Below are 14,539 nucleotides of genomic sequence, written 5' to 3'. Positions count from 1 at the left end.
GTGGACCGGTACCAGGAGCTCCACGCGCCGTTCAGACCGCGGGCGGCGCGCCTGATGACCGTGTTCCTGGGCCTGCTCACGGTGGCCGGCGCGGCCGGGATCATCGTCACGCTGCCCCGCATGGAGGGCGTCGTGTTCGGCCCGGCCGACCAGGTGGGCACCGCGGTGCTGGCCCTGGGCATCTGCTGGTTCCTCTACCGCCAGGGGGCGGTCGCCGCCCGTCCGGGCGAGCGCGGCATGGTGGTGCGCAACATCATCCACACCCGCGAGATCGAGTGGGCCGAGATCCTCTCCGTGAACTTCGGCGACGGCGCACCCTGGGTCCAGCTCGACCTCTCCGACGGCAGCACCCTCGCCGTCATGGCCATCCAGCGGGCCGACGGCGATCGCGGGCGGGCGGAGGCCCGTCGCCTCGCGACCCTCGTCGCCCTCCACGAGGAAGGCGCGGCCTCCTCGCCGGACGCCTGAGCGTCGCGCTCGACGGGTCACGCTGCCGGCAACTGCTGCACGGTCCGTGACACTCCGGCGCATTTCGTGCCGCGCACCAGTGGCACAGACCGGCCAGAGGATGGCGGCGACGGCGGCAGCTCGGACCCGGGCGAGCCGGCCCGCGTGCACGCCGGCGACGGCGGCAGCTCAGACCCGGGCGAGCCGGCCCGCGTGCACGCCGGCGACGGCGGCCGCGAGGAACGCGGCCGGGTCCTGCTCGAGCCCGCGCCCCATCGTCGAGAGCCGCACCGGCGAGGCCGCGAGCGCCTCGGCGAGACCCGCCGTGGAGAGCTCCACCAGCCGGTGGATCCCCGTCGGCGCCGCCAGGGTCGCGGCCTGCTCCCGCACGCGGTCGCCGAGCCCGGCCGGGACCGCGTCCTCGAGTGCCGAGCCGGCGTCGAAGCGCGGCACGACCACGTCTGCAGGCGCCAGCGCCACGCGCCCGTACGCGGTCAGCGAGTGGTGCGAGATCCCGCGGTGCCGCTCGCGGGGGTCGGCGCCGGAGACCCGCAGCGACGCCACCGGGGCGCCGCCGAGCGTGACGGCCGCGTTGACGGCCTCGCCGCACGCGGTCCCGGAGAACCCCCACCGGGTGCCCGTGCCGAGGTTGCCCGGGCCCTGGGCGACGACGGCGACGTCCGCCCCGAGCACGAGCCGGGCCGCCAGCAGCCCGGTGTGGAGGGTGACCGCCTCCAGGTCGCCCCCGAACGCCTGCCCGACCGTCACCGAGCCGGCCAGCCAGCCCCCCGCCCGGAGCCCGGCGAGCGTGCGGGAGAACCAGGCCGGCAGGGCTCCGCCGTCAGTCATCACGTACGCCACGCGCAGGGCGGGATCCACCGTGCGCAGCCCCGCGAGCACCGCGGGCAGCGCGGAGTGGAGGTCGGCGACGACGACGGGCGTGCCGCCGAGGTCGTCGGCCTCGCGGAGGATCTCGTGGTGCTCGGACTCCTGCTCGTCGACCCCGAGCACCATCGTCTGCAGCGGGGTGTAGCGCGCTTTGACGAGGTGGCCCGGGCCGGGGGGCGGGTCGGCCGGCAGACGGTCGGGCAGGGCGACCACCATGGCGTAGCCGCCGGTGCCCAGGCCCCGGGCGAGCGCGGCGGCGGAGAGAGTGACGCGGTCGCCCACGGCCGGCTCGCCGACCAGGTGGACGTAGGCCAGCGCCCGGACGGTCGCGCCCGCGGGCAGGGGCGGCTCCGCGCCGCCGCCCGCGATCTCGACGTCGAGCTCCACCGCCCCGTCCCAGGAGGCGCGCACGCCCCGCACCACACCGTCGCGCCAGATCATCACGGCCGCCACGGTACCGGCGGTGCGCCCGTGGCCCACGGTCCGGACACCTTTCCCCGGTGCCGAGGGTCGTGTGGCACCATCGGCGGTAGAGCAAGCACGTGCTCCGGGGTCGGTGAAATTCCGAGCCGGCGGTGACAGTCCGCGACCCGGTACCAGCAGCATCGGTACCGGCTGACCTGGTGGAACTCCAGGACCGACGGTGAAAGTCCGGATGGGAGGCAGCACGTGGCGCCGTGACGGATCCGTCCGTCCGGCGCCACTCGTCGTCGCACCTCCCTGCCCGGCCGCCCGTGCCGAGAGGCAGGAGGAGCAGTGGCGACGACCACCACGACGCGCGCGGTGACCGTGACCGCCGCGCTGGACCGTGCGACCGCGCTGGCCGCGCGTGGCCCCCTCGCCGGGGGCAACCCCCGAGTGGGGTGCGTGCTGCTCGGCGTGCACGGCGACGTGCTCGCCGAGGGCCATCACCGCGGCGCGGGCACCGCGCACGCCGAGGCCGACGCGCTGGCCGGGGTGGACCCGGCCCGGCGCGACGAGCTCGTCGGCGGCACCGCCGTCGTCACCCTCGAGCCGTGCCACCACGCCGGCCGCACGCCGCCGTGCTCGCGCGCCCTCCACGCCGCCGGGATCGCCCGGGTGGTCCACGCGACGACCGACCCGGACCCGCGCGCGGCCGGCGGGGCGGCGTGGCTGCGCGGGCACGGTGTGGACGTGCTCACCGCCCGCGCCGCCGGCGTGGACCCGGCGGTGGCCGCGCGGGCCGAGGAACTCACCCACAGCTGGCGCACCGCGGTGCGCCGCGGCCGGCCGTGGCTCGTGGCGAAGACCGCGACCACCCTCGACGGGCGCGTCGCCGCCGGCGACGGCACGAGCCGCTGGATCACCTCCGAGCAGGCGCGCGAGCACGCCCACACGGTGCGCGCCGACGTCGACGCCATCCTCGTCGGCACCGGGACCGTCCTCGCCGACGACCCCGCTCTGACTGCCCGCCCGCCCGGGCGCGCGGCGGAGGCCCCGGGACTGCAGGGGGCCGAAGCCCCGGCGGCGTCCCTACGGCAACCGCTGCGGGTGGTCGTCGGCGAGCGCCCTGTGCCCGACGACGCCCGGGTGCGCCGCGGCCCGGGGGAGTGGCTCCACCTGCCCACCCGCGACCTCGGCGTGGTGCTCGAGGAGCTCCACCGTCGCGGTGTGCGGCAGGCCCTCCTCGAGGGCGGCCCCACCCTGCTCACCGCTGCCCTGCGCGCCGGCCTCGTCGACGAGCTCCACGCCTACGTCGCGCCCGTGCTGCTGGGCACCGGGGCCGGCGCCGTCGGAGACCTGGGCGTGCGTACCATCGCCGACGCGCTGCGCTGGCGGACCGTCACGACCCGGCGGCTGGGGGAGGACCTGTTCCTCGCCGCCCGGCCCGAAACCCCCCGGCAGGACGCCGGATCCCACCCGCAGGAAGGAGAGAGCTGATGTTCACCGGACTCGTCGAGGAGGTGGGCACCGTCCGCGACCGCGAGGACGTCGACGGCGCCGCCCGCCTCCACCTCGCCGCCACCACGGTCACGGAGGACCTCGCCGTCGGCGACTCCGTCGCCGTCGCCGGCGTCTGCCTGACCGTCACCGACCACGACGCAGGCGGCTTCAGCGCCGACGTCATGCCCGAGTCGCTGGCCCGCACCACGCTGGGCAGGCTCGCCGCCGGTGCGCCCGTCAACCTCGAGCGCGCGGTCCGCGCCGACGCACGCCTGGGCGGGCACATCGTGCAGGGCCACGTCGACGGGGTGGGCACCGTCGTCAGCCGCACGCCCGGTCCGCGCTGGGACGAGGTGGAGATCGCGCTGCCCACGAGCCTGGCCCGGTACGTGGCCGAGAAGGGGTCCGTCGCCGTCGAGGGGGTGTCCCTGACGGTCACCCACGTGAGCGACGCGAGCTTCGGGATCGCCCTGATCCCGACCACGCTCGCCGCGACCACCCTGGGCACCCTCGCCGTCGGCGCGGCGGTGAACCTCGAGGTCGACGTCGTCGCCAAGTACGTCGAGCGGCTCACGGGGGCGGACCGGTGACCGCGGTGACCACCGCCCGGCACACCGTCGAGGACGCACTCGCCGCGCTCCGCGCGGGCCGGCCCGTGCTCGTCGCCGACGACAGGGACCGGGAGGACGAGGTGGACGTCGTCCTCGCCGCCGCGACCGCCTCGCCGCGGTGGCTCGCCTGGACGATCCGTCACTCCTCGGGGTACGTCTGCGCGCCCATGCCCGCCGCCCGGGCGGACGCCCTGGACCTGCCGCTCATGGTGGCCGCCACCCAGGACCCCCGCCGCACGGCGTACACGGTCACCGTGGACGCGGCCCGCGGCGTGACGACGGGCATCTCGGCCGCCGACCGCGCCCTGACCCTGCGCACCCTCGCCGACCCCGCCACCACCCCCGCCGACCTGGTCCGCCCCGGCCACGTGGTGCCGCTGCGCGCCGTGCCCGGGGGGGTGCTCGAGCGGGGCGGGCACACCGAGGCGGCGGTGGACCTGTGTCGCCTCGCCGGCGCCGGCGAGGTCGCGGCGATCGCCGAGCTCGTCCACGACGACGGCACCATGCTCCGGCTCCCTGCGGCCACCGAGCTCGCCTCCCGCGAGGACCTCGTCCTCCTGACCATCGCCGAGCTGGCCGCCTGGCGGCGGGCGCACGACCCGGCGGACCCGCCGGCGCCGGCCCGCGTGCGCCGGACCGGCAGCGCGTCGCTGCCGACCGGGCACGGCACCTTCACGATGCACGGCTACCAGGACCTGACCACCGGGGCCGAGCACACGGCGCTCGTGGCCGACCGTGCGCCGGCGACCGGGCGTGCGCCGCTCGTCCGCCTGCACTCCGAGTGCCTCACCGGGGACGCCCTGGACTCCCTGCGCTGCGACTGCGGGCCCCAGCTGCGGGCGGCCCTGGAGGCGGCGGGCAGGGAGGGCGGCGCCGTGATCTACCTGCGTGGCCACGAGGGCCGAGGCATCGGGCTGCTGCAGAAGATCCGGGCCTACGGCCTGCAGGACTCCGGCCGCGACACCCTCGAGGCCAACCTGGACCTTGGGCTGCCCGCCGACGCCCGGGAGTACGCCGCCGGCGCGGCGATCCTCGCCGACCTCGGCCTGCGCCGCGTGCGGCTGCTGACGAACAACCCCGACAAGGCCGCCGGCCTGCGGGACGGCGGGATCGACGTCCGGGAGATCGTCGGTCTCGAGACCACCGTCACGGAGCACAACCACAAGTACCTGAGCACCAAACGGTCCGCGATGGGCCACCACCTGCCGGGCCTGGACGCCGTGGGCGCGCCGGTCCGGCCCGAGCACGAGGAGGCGACGCGATGAGCGGCGCAGGAGCACCGAGGCTGACGAACGACGGGACGGGGCTGCGCGTCGTCGTCATCGCCGCGCAGTGGCACACCGAGGTGATGGACGGCCTGCTCGCCGGGGCCGTCAGCACGCTGGCGGCGGCGCACGTCGAGCACGAGGTGGTGCGCGTCCCGGGCTCGTTCGAGCTGCCGGTGGTGGCCGCGGAGGCGGCCCGCGGAGGCGCGGACGCCGTGGTGGCGCTCGGCGTGGTCATCCGGGGCGGGACGCCGCACTTCGACTACGTCTGCCAGGCGGCGACCACCGGCCTCACCGACGTCGCCGTCCGCACGGGCGTCCCGGTCGGCTTCGGCCTGCTCACCACCGACAACGAGGCCCAGGCGCTCGACCGGGCCGGGCTGCCAGGATCCCGGGAGGACAAGGGCGCCGAGGCCGCCGAGGCGGCGGTGGCGACCGCGCTGACCCTGCGGCGCCTGCGCGGCAGGGTCAGCGCGGCCGGGGACGATACGGACCGTGCGCCCCGCTTGGCGGCGGGAGCCGCGAACGCGGCCCGGTAACGTGGGGGAGTGGCTCAGCGAGTGGAGGCGGCGGAACGGCTGCTCGACCTGGTGATCGCGCTGACGCACACCAGGCGGTGGATGACCAAGCAGGAGATCCGCACGCGGGTCAACGGCTACGCCGACGCCGCCAGCGACGCCGCCTTCGAGCGGATGTTCGAGCGGGACAAGGACCTCCTGCGGGAGATGGGCGTCCCGCTCGTCGTCGAGCACGACCCGGTGCACGAGGACGACGTCGGCTACCGGATCGACGCCGCGGGCTACACGCTCCCGGAGGTCACGTTCACCCCGGCCGAGGTCGGCGTGCTCTCTCTCGCCGCCGAGCTGTGGCAGGACGCCGCGCTGCGCTCCTCCGCGCGGCGGGGTGTGACGAAGCTGCGGGCCGTGGGTCCGGCGGCCGAGCCGGACGCGCACGCCGGGCTGGCGCTGCGGGTGCGTGGGCCGGAGGCCGCCTTCGCCCCCCTGCTGGAGGCCATCGACGCCCGCCGCGTCGTCACGTTCACCTACCGCGCCGCGAGCACCGGCCAGGTGGCCCGCCGCACCGTGCAGCCGTGGCGCCTGCTCAGCCGCGACCGCGGCTGGTACCTGGTCGGCCACGACGTCGACCGCGACGCGCCCCGCGCGTTCCGGCTCTCCCGCATCCAGGGCCGCGTCCGTGCCACGGGCGCCCCGGCGGCGTTCGAGGCGCCGGCGGCCGTCGACGTCGGCGCCCTGGTCGAGCGGGCACGCCCCCGGGCGGGCACCGCCCGGCTGGCGCTGCTGCCCGGCAGGGCCGCCGCGCTCCGGGCCCGGGGCCGCAAGGTTCCCGGCGCCGACCCCGCCGCGAGCACCGGACCGCTCGCCGACCGCGACCTGGTCGAGCTGCCCTACACCGACGCCGAGCTGCTCGCCGAGGAGCTCGCCGCCTACGCGGAGGCCGTCCTCGTGCTCGACCCGCCCGATCTGCGCGAGGCCGTGCTCCGGCGGCTGCGCGCCGTCGCCGCGCTGGACTCCGCGCTCGATCCCGGAGACCGCGCACCGGAGGAGGTGCCCCGTGGCTGAGACGACCGCCGAGCGCGTCACCCGTCTGCTCGCCCTGGTGACCTACCTCGGCGAGCACCGCGGTGCGCCGGTCGCGGAGGTCGCCGCCCACTTCCGGACCACCGAGGCGCAGGTGCTCGCGGACGTGAACCTCCTGTGGGTGACGGGCACCCCCGGCTACTTCCCGGACGACCTCATCGACTTCTCCGCCGACGCGCTGGACCACGGCGAGCTCACCCTGACCGAGGCGCGCGGCATGGACCGCCCGCTCCGCCTCGCCAGCTCCGAGGCGATCGCGCTGCTGCTCGCGCTGCGGTCGCTGCGCGAGGTGGTCGAGACCCACCCGGGCCTCCGGCGCGAGCCGGGCGCGCTGGAGTCCGCCATCGAGAAGCTCTCCGCCGCCACCGGCCGGGCCGCCGAGCAGGCAGCCTCGGTGCAGGTGGAGGTCCGCACGGACGCGCCGGCCGCCACCCTCGAGAGCGTGCAGGGCGCCATCGCCCGGGGCCGGCGCCTGCACCTGCGCTACGTCTCGGCGGCCGACGTCGTCACCGAGCGTGACGTCGACCCGGTGGAGGTCCGCTCGGACGGGGTGACCTGGTCCCTGCGCGCCTGGTGCCACCGCGCGCAGGGGGCCCGCACCTTCCGCCTCGACCGCATCCTCGCCGTCGAGGAGCTCGACGTCCCGGCCTCCGCGCACCCCGACCTCCTTTCGGGCGACGACCGCCCCTGGGAGGGCGAGGGCCGCCTCGTCACCCTCGACCTGGCCTCCGCCGCCCGGTGGGTCGCCGAGCACACGCCGGTCGAGGAGGTTACCGACCTGCCCGACGGCAACCTGCGGATCACCCTGCGCGCCGGCGACCCGGCGTGGGTCAGCAACCTGCTGCTCTCGCTCGGCGACGCCGTCCTGGCGGTCTCCCCGCCGGCCCTGGCGCAGGAGGTCGCCGCCCGCGCCCGCCGCGCCCTGGAGGAGTACGGTCACCTGTCCTGACCTGCGCCCCCTATCCTGGGGCGCGTGTGGTGGCTGATCTGGGTGGTCCTCGTCCTCGCGGCGCTCGGCGCCGGCGTCCTGCTCGCGCTGCGCCTGTGGCGCCAGCTCCAGGCGCTCGGGCGCGAGGCGAGCGCGCTCTCGGCGGCCGCCGAGCGGCTCGAGGGCGCGGGCGACGACGCCGCCCCCGCCCGGCCGCGGCACGTCCCCGGGGTGGTGGGCGAGGAGTCCACCCTCGACCGTGCCCGCGCCACCCGCGAGCGGGTCAAGGTCGCGCGGTCCCGGCAGCGGCAGGGACGGCTCGAGCGGTCCGCGGCGCGCTGGCGCCGGCACGGGCTCCTCGACGCCACCCCGGCGCCCTCGGTCGTGCGGACCCCCGGCGACTAACGCAGCAGCCGGGCGGCGCGGTCCGGGTAGTCCGTGATGAGCCCGTCCACCCCGGCCTCGATGACCAGGGCGAGGTCCCGCTCGGTGTTGACCGTCCACGGCACGACGGCCAGCCCCGCCGCGTGGGCCCGGTCGACGAACTCCCGGTCGGTCACGAGACGGAACCGCGGATCCGCCGCCGTCGTCCCGTGGGGCTCGGCGTACGCCGGGGCGACGGCGACCGCCCCGAGCGCCACGGCGGCCGAGACGAGGTCGCCGTCGTGGTCCTCGTAGCGCAGCGACCCCGTCCACGGGCTGCCCGGAGCGAAGGTGCGTCCGCTCGCGAGGGCGGCCAGCGGCAGCTGGGGCGCAACGCGCCGGGCGCGCTCGAGGACGCGCCAGTCGAAGGACTCCAGCACCACGCGGCCGCCGGCCCCGGCCGCGTCCACCACGTCGAGGACGGCGCCGACCAGGTCCTCCGGGGTGCTGCTCAGCTCCGGGCGGGTGGGGTCGCACTTGATCTCGACGAGGAACCACACGTCGGGGTCCACCTCGCCGACGGCCTGGAGCACCTCCGCCAGGAGGGGGATGCGTGCGCCCGGCCGTGCCTGCTGGCCCGGGAAGGCGGGCAGCGTCCGCCGGCCGACGTCGAGGCAGGAGAGCTGCCCCAGCGTCAGGTCCACCACCGGGGTGCCGACGTAGGGGAACGCGGTGTCCGCGGGCACGGCGGGGCCGGTGTCGACCGCCTTGTCCGCGCCGACCACCGGGTCGTGCCACACGACGAGCGCGCCGTCCGCGGTGAGCTGGACGTCCAGCTCCAGCGTGCTCGCACCGAGGGCGACCGCTCGCAGGAAGCTGGGCACGGTGTTCTCCACGACCAGACCGCGCGCGCCCCGGTGCCCCTCGAGGTCGAAGAACCCCGGACGCCAGGGCCCTCGCGGGACCGCACCGCCCGCGACCGAGGCTGGCGCCGCGAGCCCGGCCGGGCTCGCGGGCGTTCCCGTCGACGTCGTCGTGCGCGGTGCATCCATCTCAGTCCTCCTCGATCCGCCGGCTGGTGCGAAGGCTCAACTGTGCCCCCTCGGGATGAACACCCCGGCCGCCCCAGGTGAACATCCGGTGCCTCCCGGGCGACGGCGGACCGAACGACCGAGCCCGCCCGCCCGGGCGCTATTCTCGGTGGCAAGACCTCCCTCGAACGAAGGTGCCCCGATGTTCCGCAACGGCTTGCAGCCCTCGCACATCATCATCCTGCTCCTGGTGATCATCCTGATCTTCGGGGCCTCCAAGCTCCCCGACATCGCTTCCAACATCGGCAAGTCGCTGAAGGTCTTCAAGAAGGAGGTCAAGGAGCTGCGGGACGACGACGACGGCACCCAGGCGGACACCTCCTCCTACACCGCCACCGGCGGACAGCCCCCGCAGGGCACCCGGCCCCAGTACCCCGGAGCCCCGGCCGCCGGCCCGACGCCGCCCGAGCAGCCACCCGCGGGCGGGCAGCCCACCGCGCAGCCGCCGCACCAGCCCTGACGGGTGAGCGCGGTCAGCGCGCGCTCGCGACAGAAGAATCCCGAGGGGCGCATGCCCCTCGGCGACCACCTCCGCGAGCTGCGCAAGCGGCTCATGCTCGCCGCGGCGGGCATCCTCGTGGGGGCGGTCGGCGGCTGGTTCCTCTACCCGCCGCTGTTCTCCTCGATGGTGGCCCCGCTCGACGCGATCGGGAACCTCAACTTCACCACCGTCGGCCAGGCGTTCGACCTGCGCATCCAGGTGGCGCTCTTCCTCGGCCTGTTCCTCACCAGCCCCTGGTGGATCGGGCAGCTGTGGATGTTCGTCACGCCGGGTCTGACCAAGAAGGAGCGGGTGTACTCGCTGTCCTTCATCGGCGCCGGCGCGCTGCTGTTCGTCGGGGGCGGGGCGCTCGCCTGGTGGATCCTGCCTCACGCCGTCCAGATCCTCACCTCCTTCACGCCGACCCAGGCGCTCAACCTGCTCGACGCGCGGACCTACTTCGCCTTCTTCATGCGAGTCATCCTCGTCTTCGGCGTGGCCTTCCTGCTGCCGCTGGCCATGGTCGGCCTGAACTTCCTCGGCGTCGTGCGTGCGAAGACCTACCTCCAGGGCTGGCGCTGGGCCGTGCTCCTCGCCTTCGCGTTCACGGCGGTCGCCAACCCGCTCCCTGACGCCTGGTCGATGATCATCATGGGCGGCGCGATCAGCCTGCTCTTCTTCCTCGCCGTCGGCGTCTGCTTCCTCCACGACCGCCGGGCCGACAAGCGGCGCGCGGCCCACGACGCCGCGCTCGGGATCTGAGCGTGGCTGAGACGGCGGCGCGCCGGCGGGAGCCGACGGGCCGCGTGGGCCTCGTGCTCAACCCCACCTCGGGCAAGGGGCGCGGCGCGAAGGTGCGCGCGCGGGTGCTGGACGGGCTCAGGGCGGCCGGGCTGGACCCCGTCGACCTCTCCGGGCCGGACCTCGACACCGCCACCGCCCGCGCCCGGGCCGGGCTCGCGCAGGGGATCGACGCCCTCGTCGTCGTCGGCGGCGACGGCATGGTCCACCTCGGCGCCAACGTCGTGGCGGGCACCGGGGTGCCGCTGGGCATCGTCGCGGTCGGGACCGGCAACGACGTCGCCCGGGACCTGGGACTGCCCGTGCACGACGTCGCCGCATCGCTCGCGCTCGTCCCCGACGCCCTCGCGGCGCACGATGGAACGGACGGTGGGGGGGACGGCGCGGGGGACGGCGCGCGCGACCGCGCCGGCGTGCGGCTGGTCGACGCCGTCGCCGTGTCACGACCAGGCGGTCCCACCGAGCACTGGTTCATGGCGGTCCTCTCGTGCGGGCTCGACGCCGCCGTGAACGACCGCGCCAACCGCATGACCTGGCCCGCCGACGGCGGACGCTACGTGCGCGCCCTGCTCGCCGAGCTGGGCGGCTACGTCCCGTACGGGTACCGCGTCACGATGGACGGCCGGGTCTGGGAGGGGGACGGCACGCTCGTCGCCGTCGCCAACACGCGCAGCTTCGGCGGGGGCCTGCTCATCGCCCCGGGCGCGGAGCCGGACGACGGCATGCTCGACGTCGTCATCGCCGACGGGCTGAGCCGCTCCCGGCTGCTGCGGCTGTTCCCCCGGCTGTACCGCGGGACGCACGTCACCGACCCGGCCGTGCACGTGCACCGGGCGCGCTCGGTGCTCATCGAGCCGCTCCTCGCCCGGGGGGCCGCCCCGCCCGTCGCGTTCGGCGACGGCGAGCGCCTGGACGCGCTGCCGCTCCAGTGCGACCTCCATCCGCGTGCGGTGGGGGTGCTGGCACGTACCCTCGGGGCATGAGCTCCCCGGCTGAACGCTACGCCGCCTCCCGACGCCGTCAGCAGGCAGAACGCAGCCGGCTCGGCACGTTCCGGCGTCGGCTGAGCTTCGAGCTGGACGACTTTCAGGTGCGCGCGTGCGAGGCGCTCGAGTCCGGCCACGGGGTCCTGGTGGCAGCGCCCACGGGCGCCGGGAAGACCGTCGTGGGGGAGTTCGCCGTCCACCTCGGCCTGGCCACCGGGCGCAAGGCCTTCTACACCACGCCCATCAAGGCGCTGAGCAACCAGAAGTACCTCGACCTCTCCGCGGTCCACGGCAAGGAGAACGTGGGCCTGCTCACCGGGGACACCTCGATCAACGGCTCCGCCCCGGTGGTGGTGATGACCACCGAGGTGCTGCGGAACATGCTCTACGCGGGCTCGGACACCCTCGACGGCCTGGGGTTCGTCGTCATGGACGAGGTGCACTACCTCGCCGACCGGTTCCGCGGGCCCGTCTGGGAGGAGGTCATCATCCACCTCGACCAGTCGGTCCAGGTGGTCTCCCTGTCGGCGACGGTCTCCAACGCCGAGGAGTTCGGCGAGTGGCTGACGATGGTGCGCGGCAACACCGAGGTCGTCGTCACGGAGCGCCGGCCGGTGCCGCTGTGGCAGCACATGATGGTCGAGAAGCACCTGCTGGACCTGTACTCCGCGCACGTCGACCCCACCGACGTCGGGGCGGACCCGCCGCTGAACCCGGACCTGCTCGAGGCGATCCGCCGGGCCCAGCGCACCGGGTCGGCGCGGGACACGCCCGGGCGCGGTCGCGGGTACGCCGGCACCGGCCGCGGGTCGGGCCGCCGCGGCGGCGGCCGCGGCGGGCACGGCGGGAGCTCGCGCCACCAGGGCGGCGGCGGGCGAGGCGGGCTGCGCTTCCCGGCCCGGGTGCGGCCCGCGCCGCGCCCCGTCGTCGTCGAGCGGCTCGACCGCGAGGGGCTGCTGCCCGCGATCGTCTTCGTCTTCTCCCGGGCCGGGTGCGAGGCGGCCGTGCACCAGGTGGTGGCCTCCGGGCTCCGGCTGACGACGGCCGCCGAGGCGGCCCAGATCCGTGACGTCGTGGAGGACGCCGGGGCCGGGATCCCGCCCGAGGACCTCGCGGTCCTGGGCTACGACACGTGGGCGGTGGCGCTCGAGCGCGGCGTCGCCGCGCACCACGCCGGCCTGCTGCCGGTGTTCAAGGAGACGGTGGAGCGGCTCTTCACCGCCGGGCTGGTCAAGGTCGTCTACGCCACCGAGACCCTGTCGCTCGGCATCAACATGCCCGCGCGCTCCGTGGTGCTCGAGTCCCTGGTGAAGTGGAACGGCAGCGCCCACGTCCAGCTCACGCCGGGGGAGTACACCCAGCTCACCGGGCGGGCCGGGCGGCGCGGCATCGACGTCGAGGGCCACGCGGTGGTGCTCTACTCCGACGAGATCGACCCGGTCGGCGTGGCCGGGCTCGCCTCCCGGCGCACCTACCCGCTGCGCTCGGCGTTCCACCCGACGTACAACATGGCGGTCAACCTGCTCACCACCATGAGCCAGGCGCAGGCCCGGGAGGTGCTGGAGACCTCCTTCGCCCAGTTCCAGGCCGACCGCGGCGTGGTGGGGCTCGCGCGCCAGGCCCGCAAGCACGCCGAGGCGGTGGCCGGCTACGCCGAGGCCATGCGGTGCCACCTGGGCGACTTCACCGAGTACGCCGAGCTGCGCCGCCAGATCAGCCGGCGCGAGGGGGACGTCTCGCGGGAGCGGTCGGCGGACCGGCGGCGCGCCGTGCGCGGCTCGCTCACCGGCCTGCGCCGCGGGGAGGTGGTCGCGTACCCGCGGGGACGCCGCACCGCCCACGCGGTCGTGCTGGAGACCGACGACGCCGGCTTCGACGGGCCCCAGCTGCACGTGCTGACCGACGAGCGGCAGCTGCGCACCCTGACGGCCCAGGACCTGCCGCACGGGGTGCAGCGGGTCGGCACCGTGCGCGTGCCGCGCAACTTCAACCCGCGCAACCCGGCGCAGCGGCGCGACCTCGCGTCGTCCCTGCGCAACGCGCTCGCCGAGGGCCGCATCGACCTCGCCGACCCCCGCACCGGCCGTCCGGGCCCAGCGGGGCCCGACGAGGAGCTCGCCGAGCTCCGCCGTCGCCTGCGCGCCCACCCGTGCCACGGCTGCGCCGAGCGCGAGGACCACGCCCGCTGGGCCAACCGGTGGGAGCGGGCCACCGCCGAGCACGAGGAGCTGCTCGCCCGGATCCAGAAGCGCACGGGCTCCATCGCGCAGGACTTCGACAAGGTGTGCGCCGTCCTCGCCCAGCTCGGCTACCTCGTGGCCGACGACGGCGGCACCGAGGTCACGGAGGCGGGCCGGTGGCTGGCGCGCCTGTACGCCGAGAAGGACCTCCTGCTCGCCGAGTGCCTGCGCTCGGGGGCCTGGGACCAGCTCAGCGCGGCCGAGCTCGCCGGGGTCGTCTCCACGGTGGTCTACCAGGCGCGCACGCCCGAGTCGCAGGGGCCCGGCACCCTGCCGGGCGGCCGGCACGGCATGCTCGGCCAGGCGCTGACGGCGACGGTGAGCCTGAGCAACGACCTCGCCGAGCTCGAGCGTGTCCACGGCGTGCCGGTGACCGACCCGATCGACCTCGGCCTGGTCTCGGCCGTCCACCTCTGGGCCTCCGGGGCGGCCCTGACGGACGCCCTGGACGCGGCGGACCTGGGGGCCGGCGACTTCGTGCGCTGGTGCAAGCAGGTGCTCGACGTCCTCGACCAGCTCGCCACCGCCGCCCCGAGCGGGCGGCTGGCGGTCCGGGCGCACGAGGCCATGGGCCTCGTCCGGCGCGGCGTGGTGGCCTGGTCCAGCGTGTGACCCTGCCGCCGTCGGCGACACGCCCTTCGACACGCCGGGATGTTTTGCGGAAGGTGTCTCCGGCAATCCCCGCTGACCTGCACTTTCGCCGACGACCTGCGGCGTCGGGCGGCTTGTGTCCCCAGCCTGACTGGCGCTAGGTTCGTCCCCTGTTCCCCCGCGAGGCACGCCACAGCGCACTGCGCTGCGGGCGGTCCGTCGCGGGATCGACAGTGACCAGGCCCGCGTGCCCGTTAGAAAACGGCTGGGTCCCCCCCTGGGGGGCCCATCCGGACCGAGGGGCACGCGGGTCTGTCGCTGTCCGGGCCCGGCCCGGCGGGCCG

The 14,539-nt window shown here is 76.0% G+C and carries 14 protein-coding genes and 1 riboswitch; of the genes, 12 read left to right on the top strand and 2 right to left on the bottom strand.

Annotation, left to right across the window (positions count from 1 at the left end):
- Nucleotides 1-468 carry a PH domain-containing protein gene (locus tag KZX45_RS01295; protein ID WP_248255904.1) on the top strand — a complete coding sequence of 156 codons (468 nt, stop codon included), beginning with the start codon at nucleotides 1-3 and terminating at the stop codon, nucleotides 466-468.
- 168 nt (nucleotides 469-636) lie between these two features.
- On the opposite strand, the gene KZX45_RS01290 is transcribed toward KZX45_RS01295, so the two are convergent.
- Complete coding sequence (locus KZX45_RS01290) at nucleotides 637-1,779, bottom strand: DUF3866 family protein (RefSeq protein ID WP_248255903.1); 1,143 nt, start codon at nucleotides 1,777-1,779, stop codon at nucleotides 637-639.
- 94 nt (nucleotides 1,780-1,873) lie between these two features.
- Nucleotides 1,874-2,008: riboswitch (FMN riboswitch) on the top strand.
- Between the two features lie 83 nt (nucleotides 2,009-2,091).
- Here KZX45_RS01290 and ribD point away from each other — a divergent pair.
- From ribD to KZX45_RS01255, 7 genes are read left to right on the top strand one after another with little or no spacing between them, the layout of a single operon-like run.
- Entirely contained in the window at nucleotides 2,092-3,237 is a 1,146-nt protein-coding gene (gene ribD, locus KZX45_RS01285; RefSeq protein ID WP_248255902.1) for a bifunctional diaminohydroxyphosphoribosylaminopyrimidine deaminase/5-amino-6-(5-phosphoribosylamino)uracil reductase RibD, read from the top strand.
- Complete coding sequence (locus tag KZX45_RS01280; protein WP_248255901.1) at nucleotides 3,237-3,830, top strand: riboflavin synthase; 594 nt, start codon at nucleotides 3,237-3,239, stop codon at nucleotides 3,828-3,830. Before ribD ends, KZX45_RS01280 begins: the two co-directional genes overlap by 1 nt.
- Nucleotides 3,827-5,116 (top strand): 3,4-dihydroxy-2-butanone-4-phosphate synthase, encoded by a 1,290-nt coding sequence (gene ribB / locus KZX45_RS01275; RefSeq protein ID WP_248255900.1) that lies wholly within the window; start codon nucleotides 3,827-3,829, stop codon nucleotides 5,114-5,116. The genes KZX45_RS01280 and ribB overlap by 4 nt, the downstream gene beginning before the upstream one ends.
- A complete protein-coding gene (gene ribH, locus KZX45_RS01270) occupies nucleotides 5,113-5,655 on the top strand; it encodes a 6,7-dimethyl-8-ribityllumazine synthase (RefSeq protein ID WP_248255899.1) in 543 nt (180 codons plus the stop codon). The genes ribB and ribH overlap by 4 nt, the downstream gene beginning before the upstream one ends.
- Before the next feature lie 9 nt (nucleotides 5,656-5,664).
- Complete coding sequence (locus tag KZX45_RS01265; protein WP_248255898.1) at nucleotides 5,665-6,696, top strand: WYL domain-containing protein; 1,032 nt, start codon at nucleotides 5,665-5,667, stop codon at nucleotides 6,694-6,696.
- Nucleotides 6,689-7,663, top strand: coding sequence for a WYL domain-containing protein (locus tag KZX45_RS20150; RefSeq protein ID WP_248255897.1), 975 nt, complete (start codon nucleotides 6,689-6,691; stop codon nucleotides 7,661-7,663). The genes KZX45_RS01265 and KZX45_RS20150 overlap by 8 nt, the downstream gene beginning before the upstream one ends.
- A gap of 24 nt (nucleotides 7,664-7,687) precedes the next feature.
- Complete coding sequence (locus KZX45_RS01255; protein ID WP_248255896.1) at nucleotides 7,688-8,047, top strand: hypothetical protein; 360 nt, start codon at nucleotides 7,688-7,690, stop codon at nucleotides 8,045-8,047.
- Here the strand turns inward: KZX45_RS01255 and KZX45_RS01250 are convergent.
- Entirely contained in the window at nucleotides 8,044-9,057 is a 1,014-nt protein-coding gene (locus KZX45_RS01250; protein ID WP_248255895.1) for a glycerophosphodiester phosphodiesterase family protein, read from the bottom strand. The two genes, KZX45_RS01255 and KZX45_RS01250, sit on opposite strands and share 4 nt — an antisense overlap.
- A gap of 181 nt (nucleotides 9,058-9,238) precedes the next feature.
- Here KZX45_RS01250 and tatA point away from each other — a divergent pair, with 181 nt between their 5' ends.
- From tatA to KZX45_RS01230, 4 genes are read left to right on the top strand one after another with little or no spacing between them, the layout of a single operon-like run.
- Nucleotides 9,239-9,556 carry a Sec-independent protein translocase subunit TatA gene (tatA, locus tag KZX45_RS01245; protein WP_248255894.1) on the top strand — a complete coding sequence of 106 codons (318 nt, stop codon included), beginning with the start codon at nucleotides 9,239-9,241 and terminating at the stop codon, nucleotides 9,554-9,556.
- Between the two features lie 51 nt (nucleotides 9,557-9,607).
- Nucleotides 9,608-10,339, top strand: coding sequence for a twin-arginine translocase subunit TatC (gene tatC / locus KZX45_RS01240; protein ID WP_248255893.1), 732 nt, complete (start codon nucleotides 9,608-9,610; stop codon nucleotides 10,337-10,339).
- A gap of 2 nt (nucleotides 10,340-10,341) precedes the next feature.
- Nucleotides 10,342-11,361: a diacylglycerol kinase family protein gene (locus tag KZX45_RS01235; protein ID WP_248255892.1), complete on the top strand. Its 1,020-nt coding sequence runs from the start codon at nucleotides 10,342-10,344 to the stop codon at nucleotides 11,359-11,361.
- Complete coding sequence (locus KZX45_RS01230; protein WP_248255891.1) at nucleotides 11,358-14,216, top strand: RNA helicase; 2,859 nt, start codon at nucleotides 11,358-11,360, stop codon at nucleotides 14,214-14,216. The genes KZX45_RS01235 and KZX45_RS01230 overlap by 4 nt, the downstream gene beginning before the upstream one ends.
- Nucleotides 14,217-14,539 lie beyond the last annotated feature (323 nt).

The organism is Georgenia sp. EYE_87, from assembly GCF_023148685.1.
GTDB lineage: Bacteria > Actinomycetota > Actinomycetes > Actinomycetales > Actinomycetaceae > Georgenia.
Note: the sequence above shows the minus strand (reverse complement) of the source record. Positions and strands in the feature narration are given on the sequence as shown.

Excerpts from the sequence above, each read along its gene's own strand:
- KZX45_RS01280 (WP_248255901.1), top strand. The coding sequence starts at position 3,237 with ATGTTCACCGGACTCGTCGAGGAGGTGGGCACCGTCCGCGACCGCGAG.
- ribH (WP_248255899.1), top strand. The coding sequence starts at position 5,113 with ATGAGCGGCGCAGGAGCACCGAGGCTGACGAACGACGGGACGGGGCTG.
- KZX45_RS01250 (WP_248255895.1), bottom strand. The coding sequence starts at position 9,057 with ATGGATGCACCGCGCACGACGACGTCGACGGGAACGCCCGCGAGCCCG.
- tatA (WP_248255894.1), top strand. The coding sequence starts at position 9,239 with ATGTTCCGCAACGGCTTGCAGCCCTCGCACATCATCATCCTGCTCCTG.
- tatC (WP_248255893.1), top strand. The coding sequence starts at position 9,608 with ATGCCCCTCGGCGACCACCTCCGCGAGCTGCGCAAGCGGCTCATGCTC.
- KZX45_RS01230 (WP_248255891.1), top strand. The coding sequence starts at position 11,358 with ATGAGCTCCCCGGCTGAACGCTACGCCGCCTCCCGACGCCGTCAGCAG.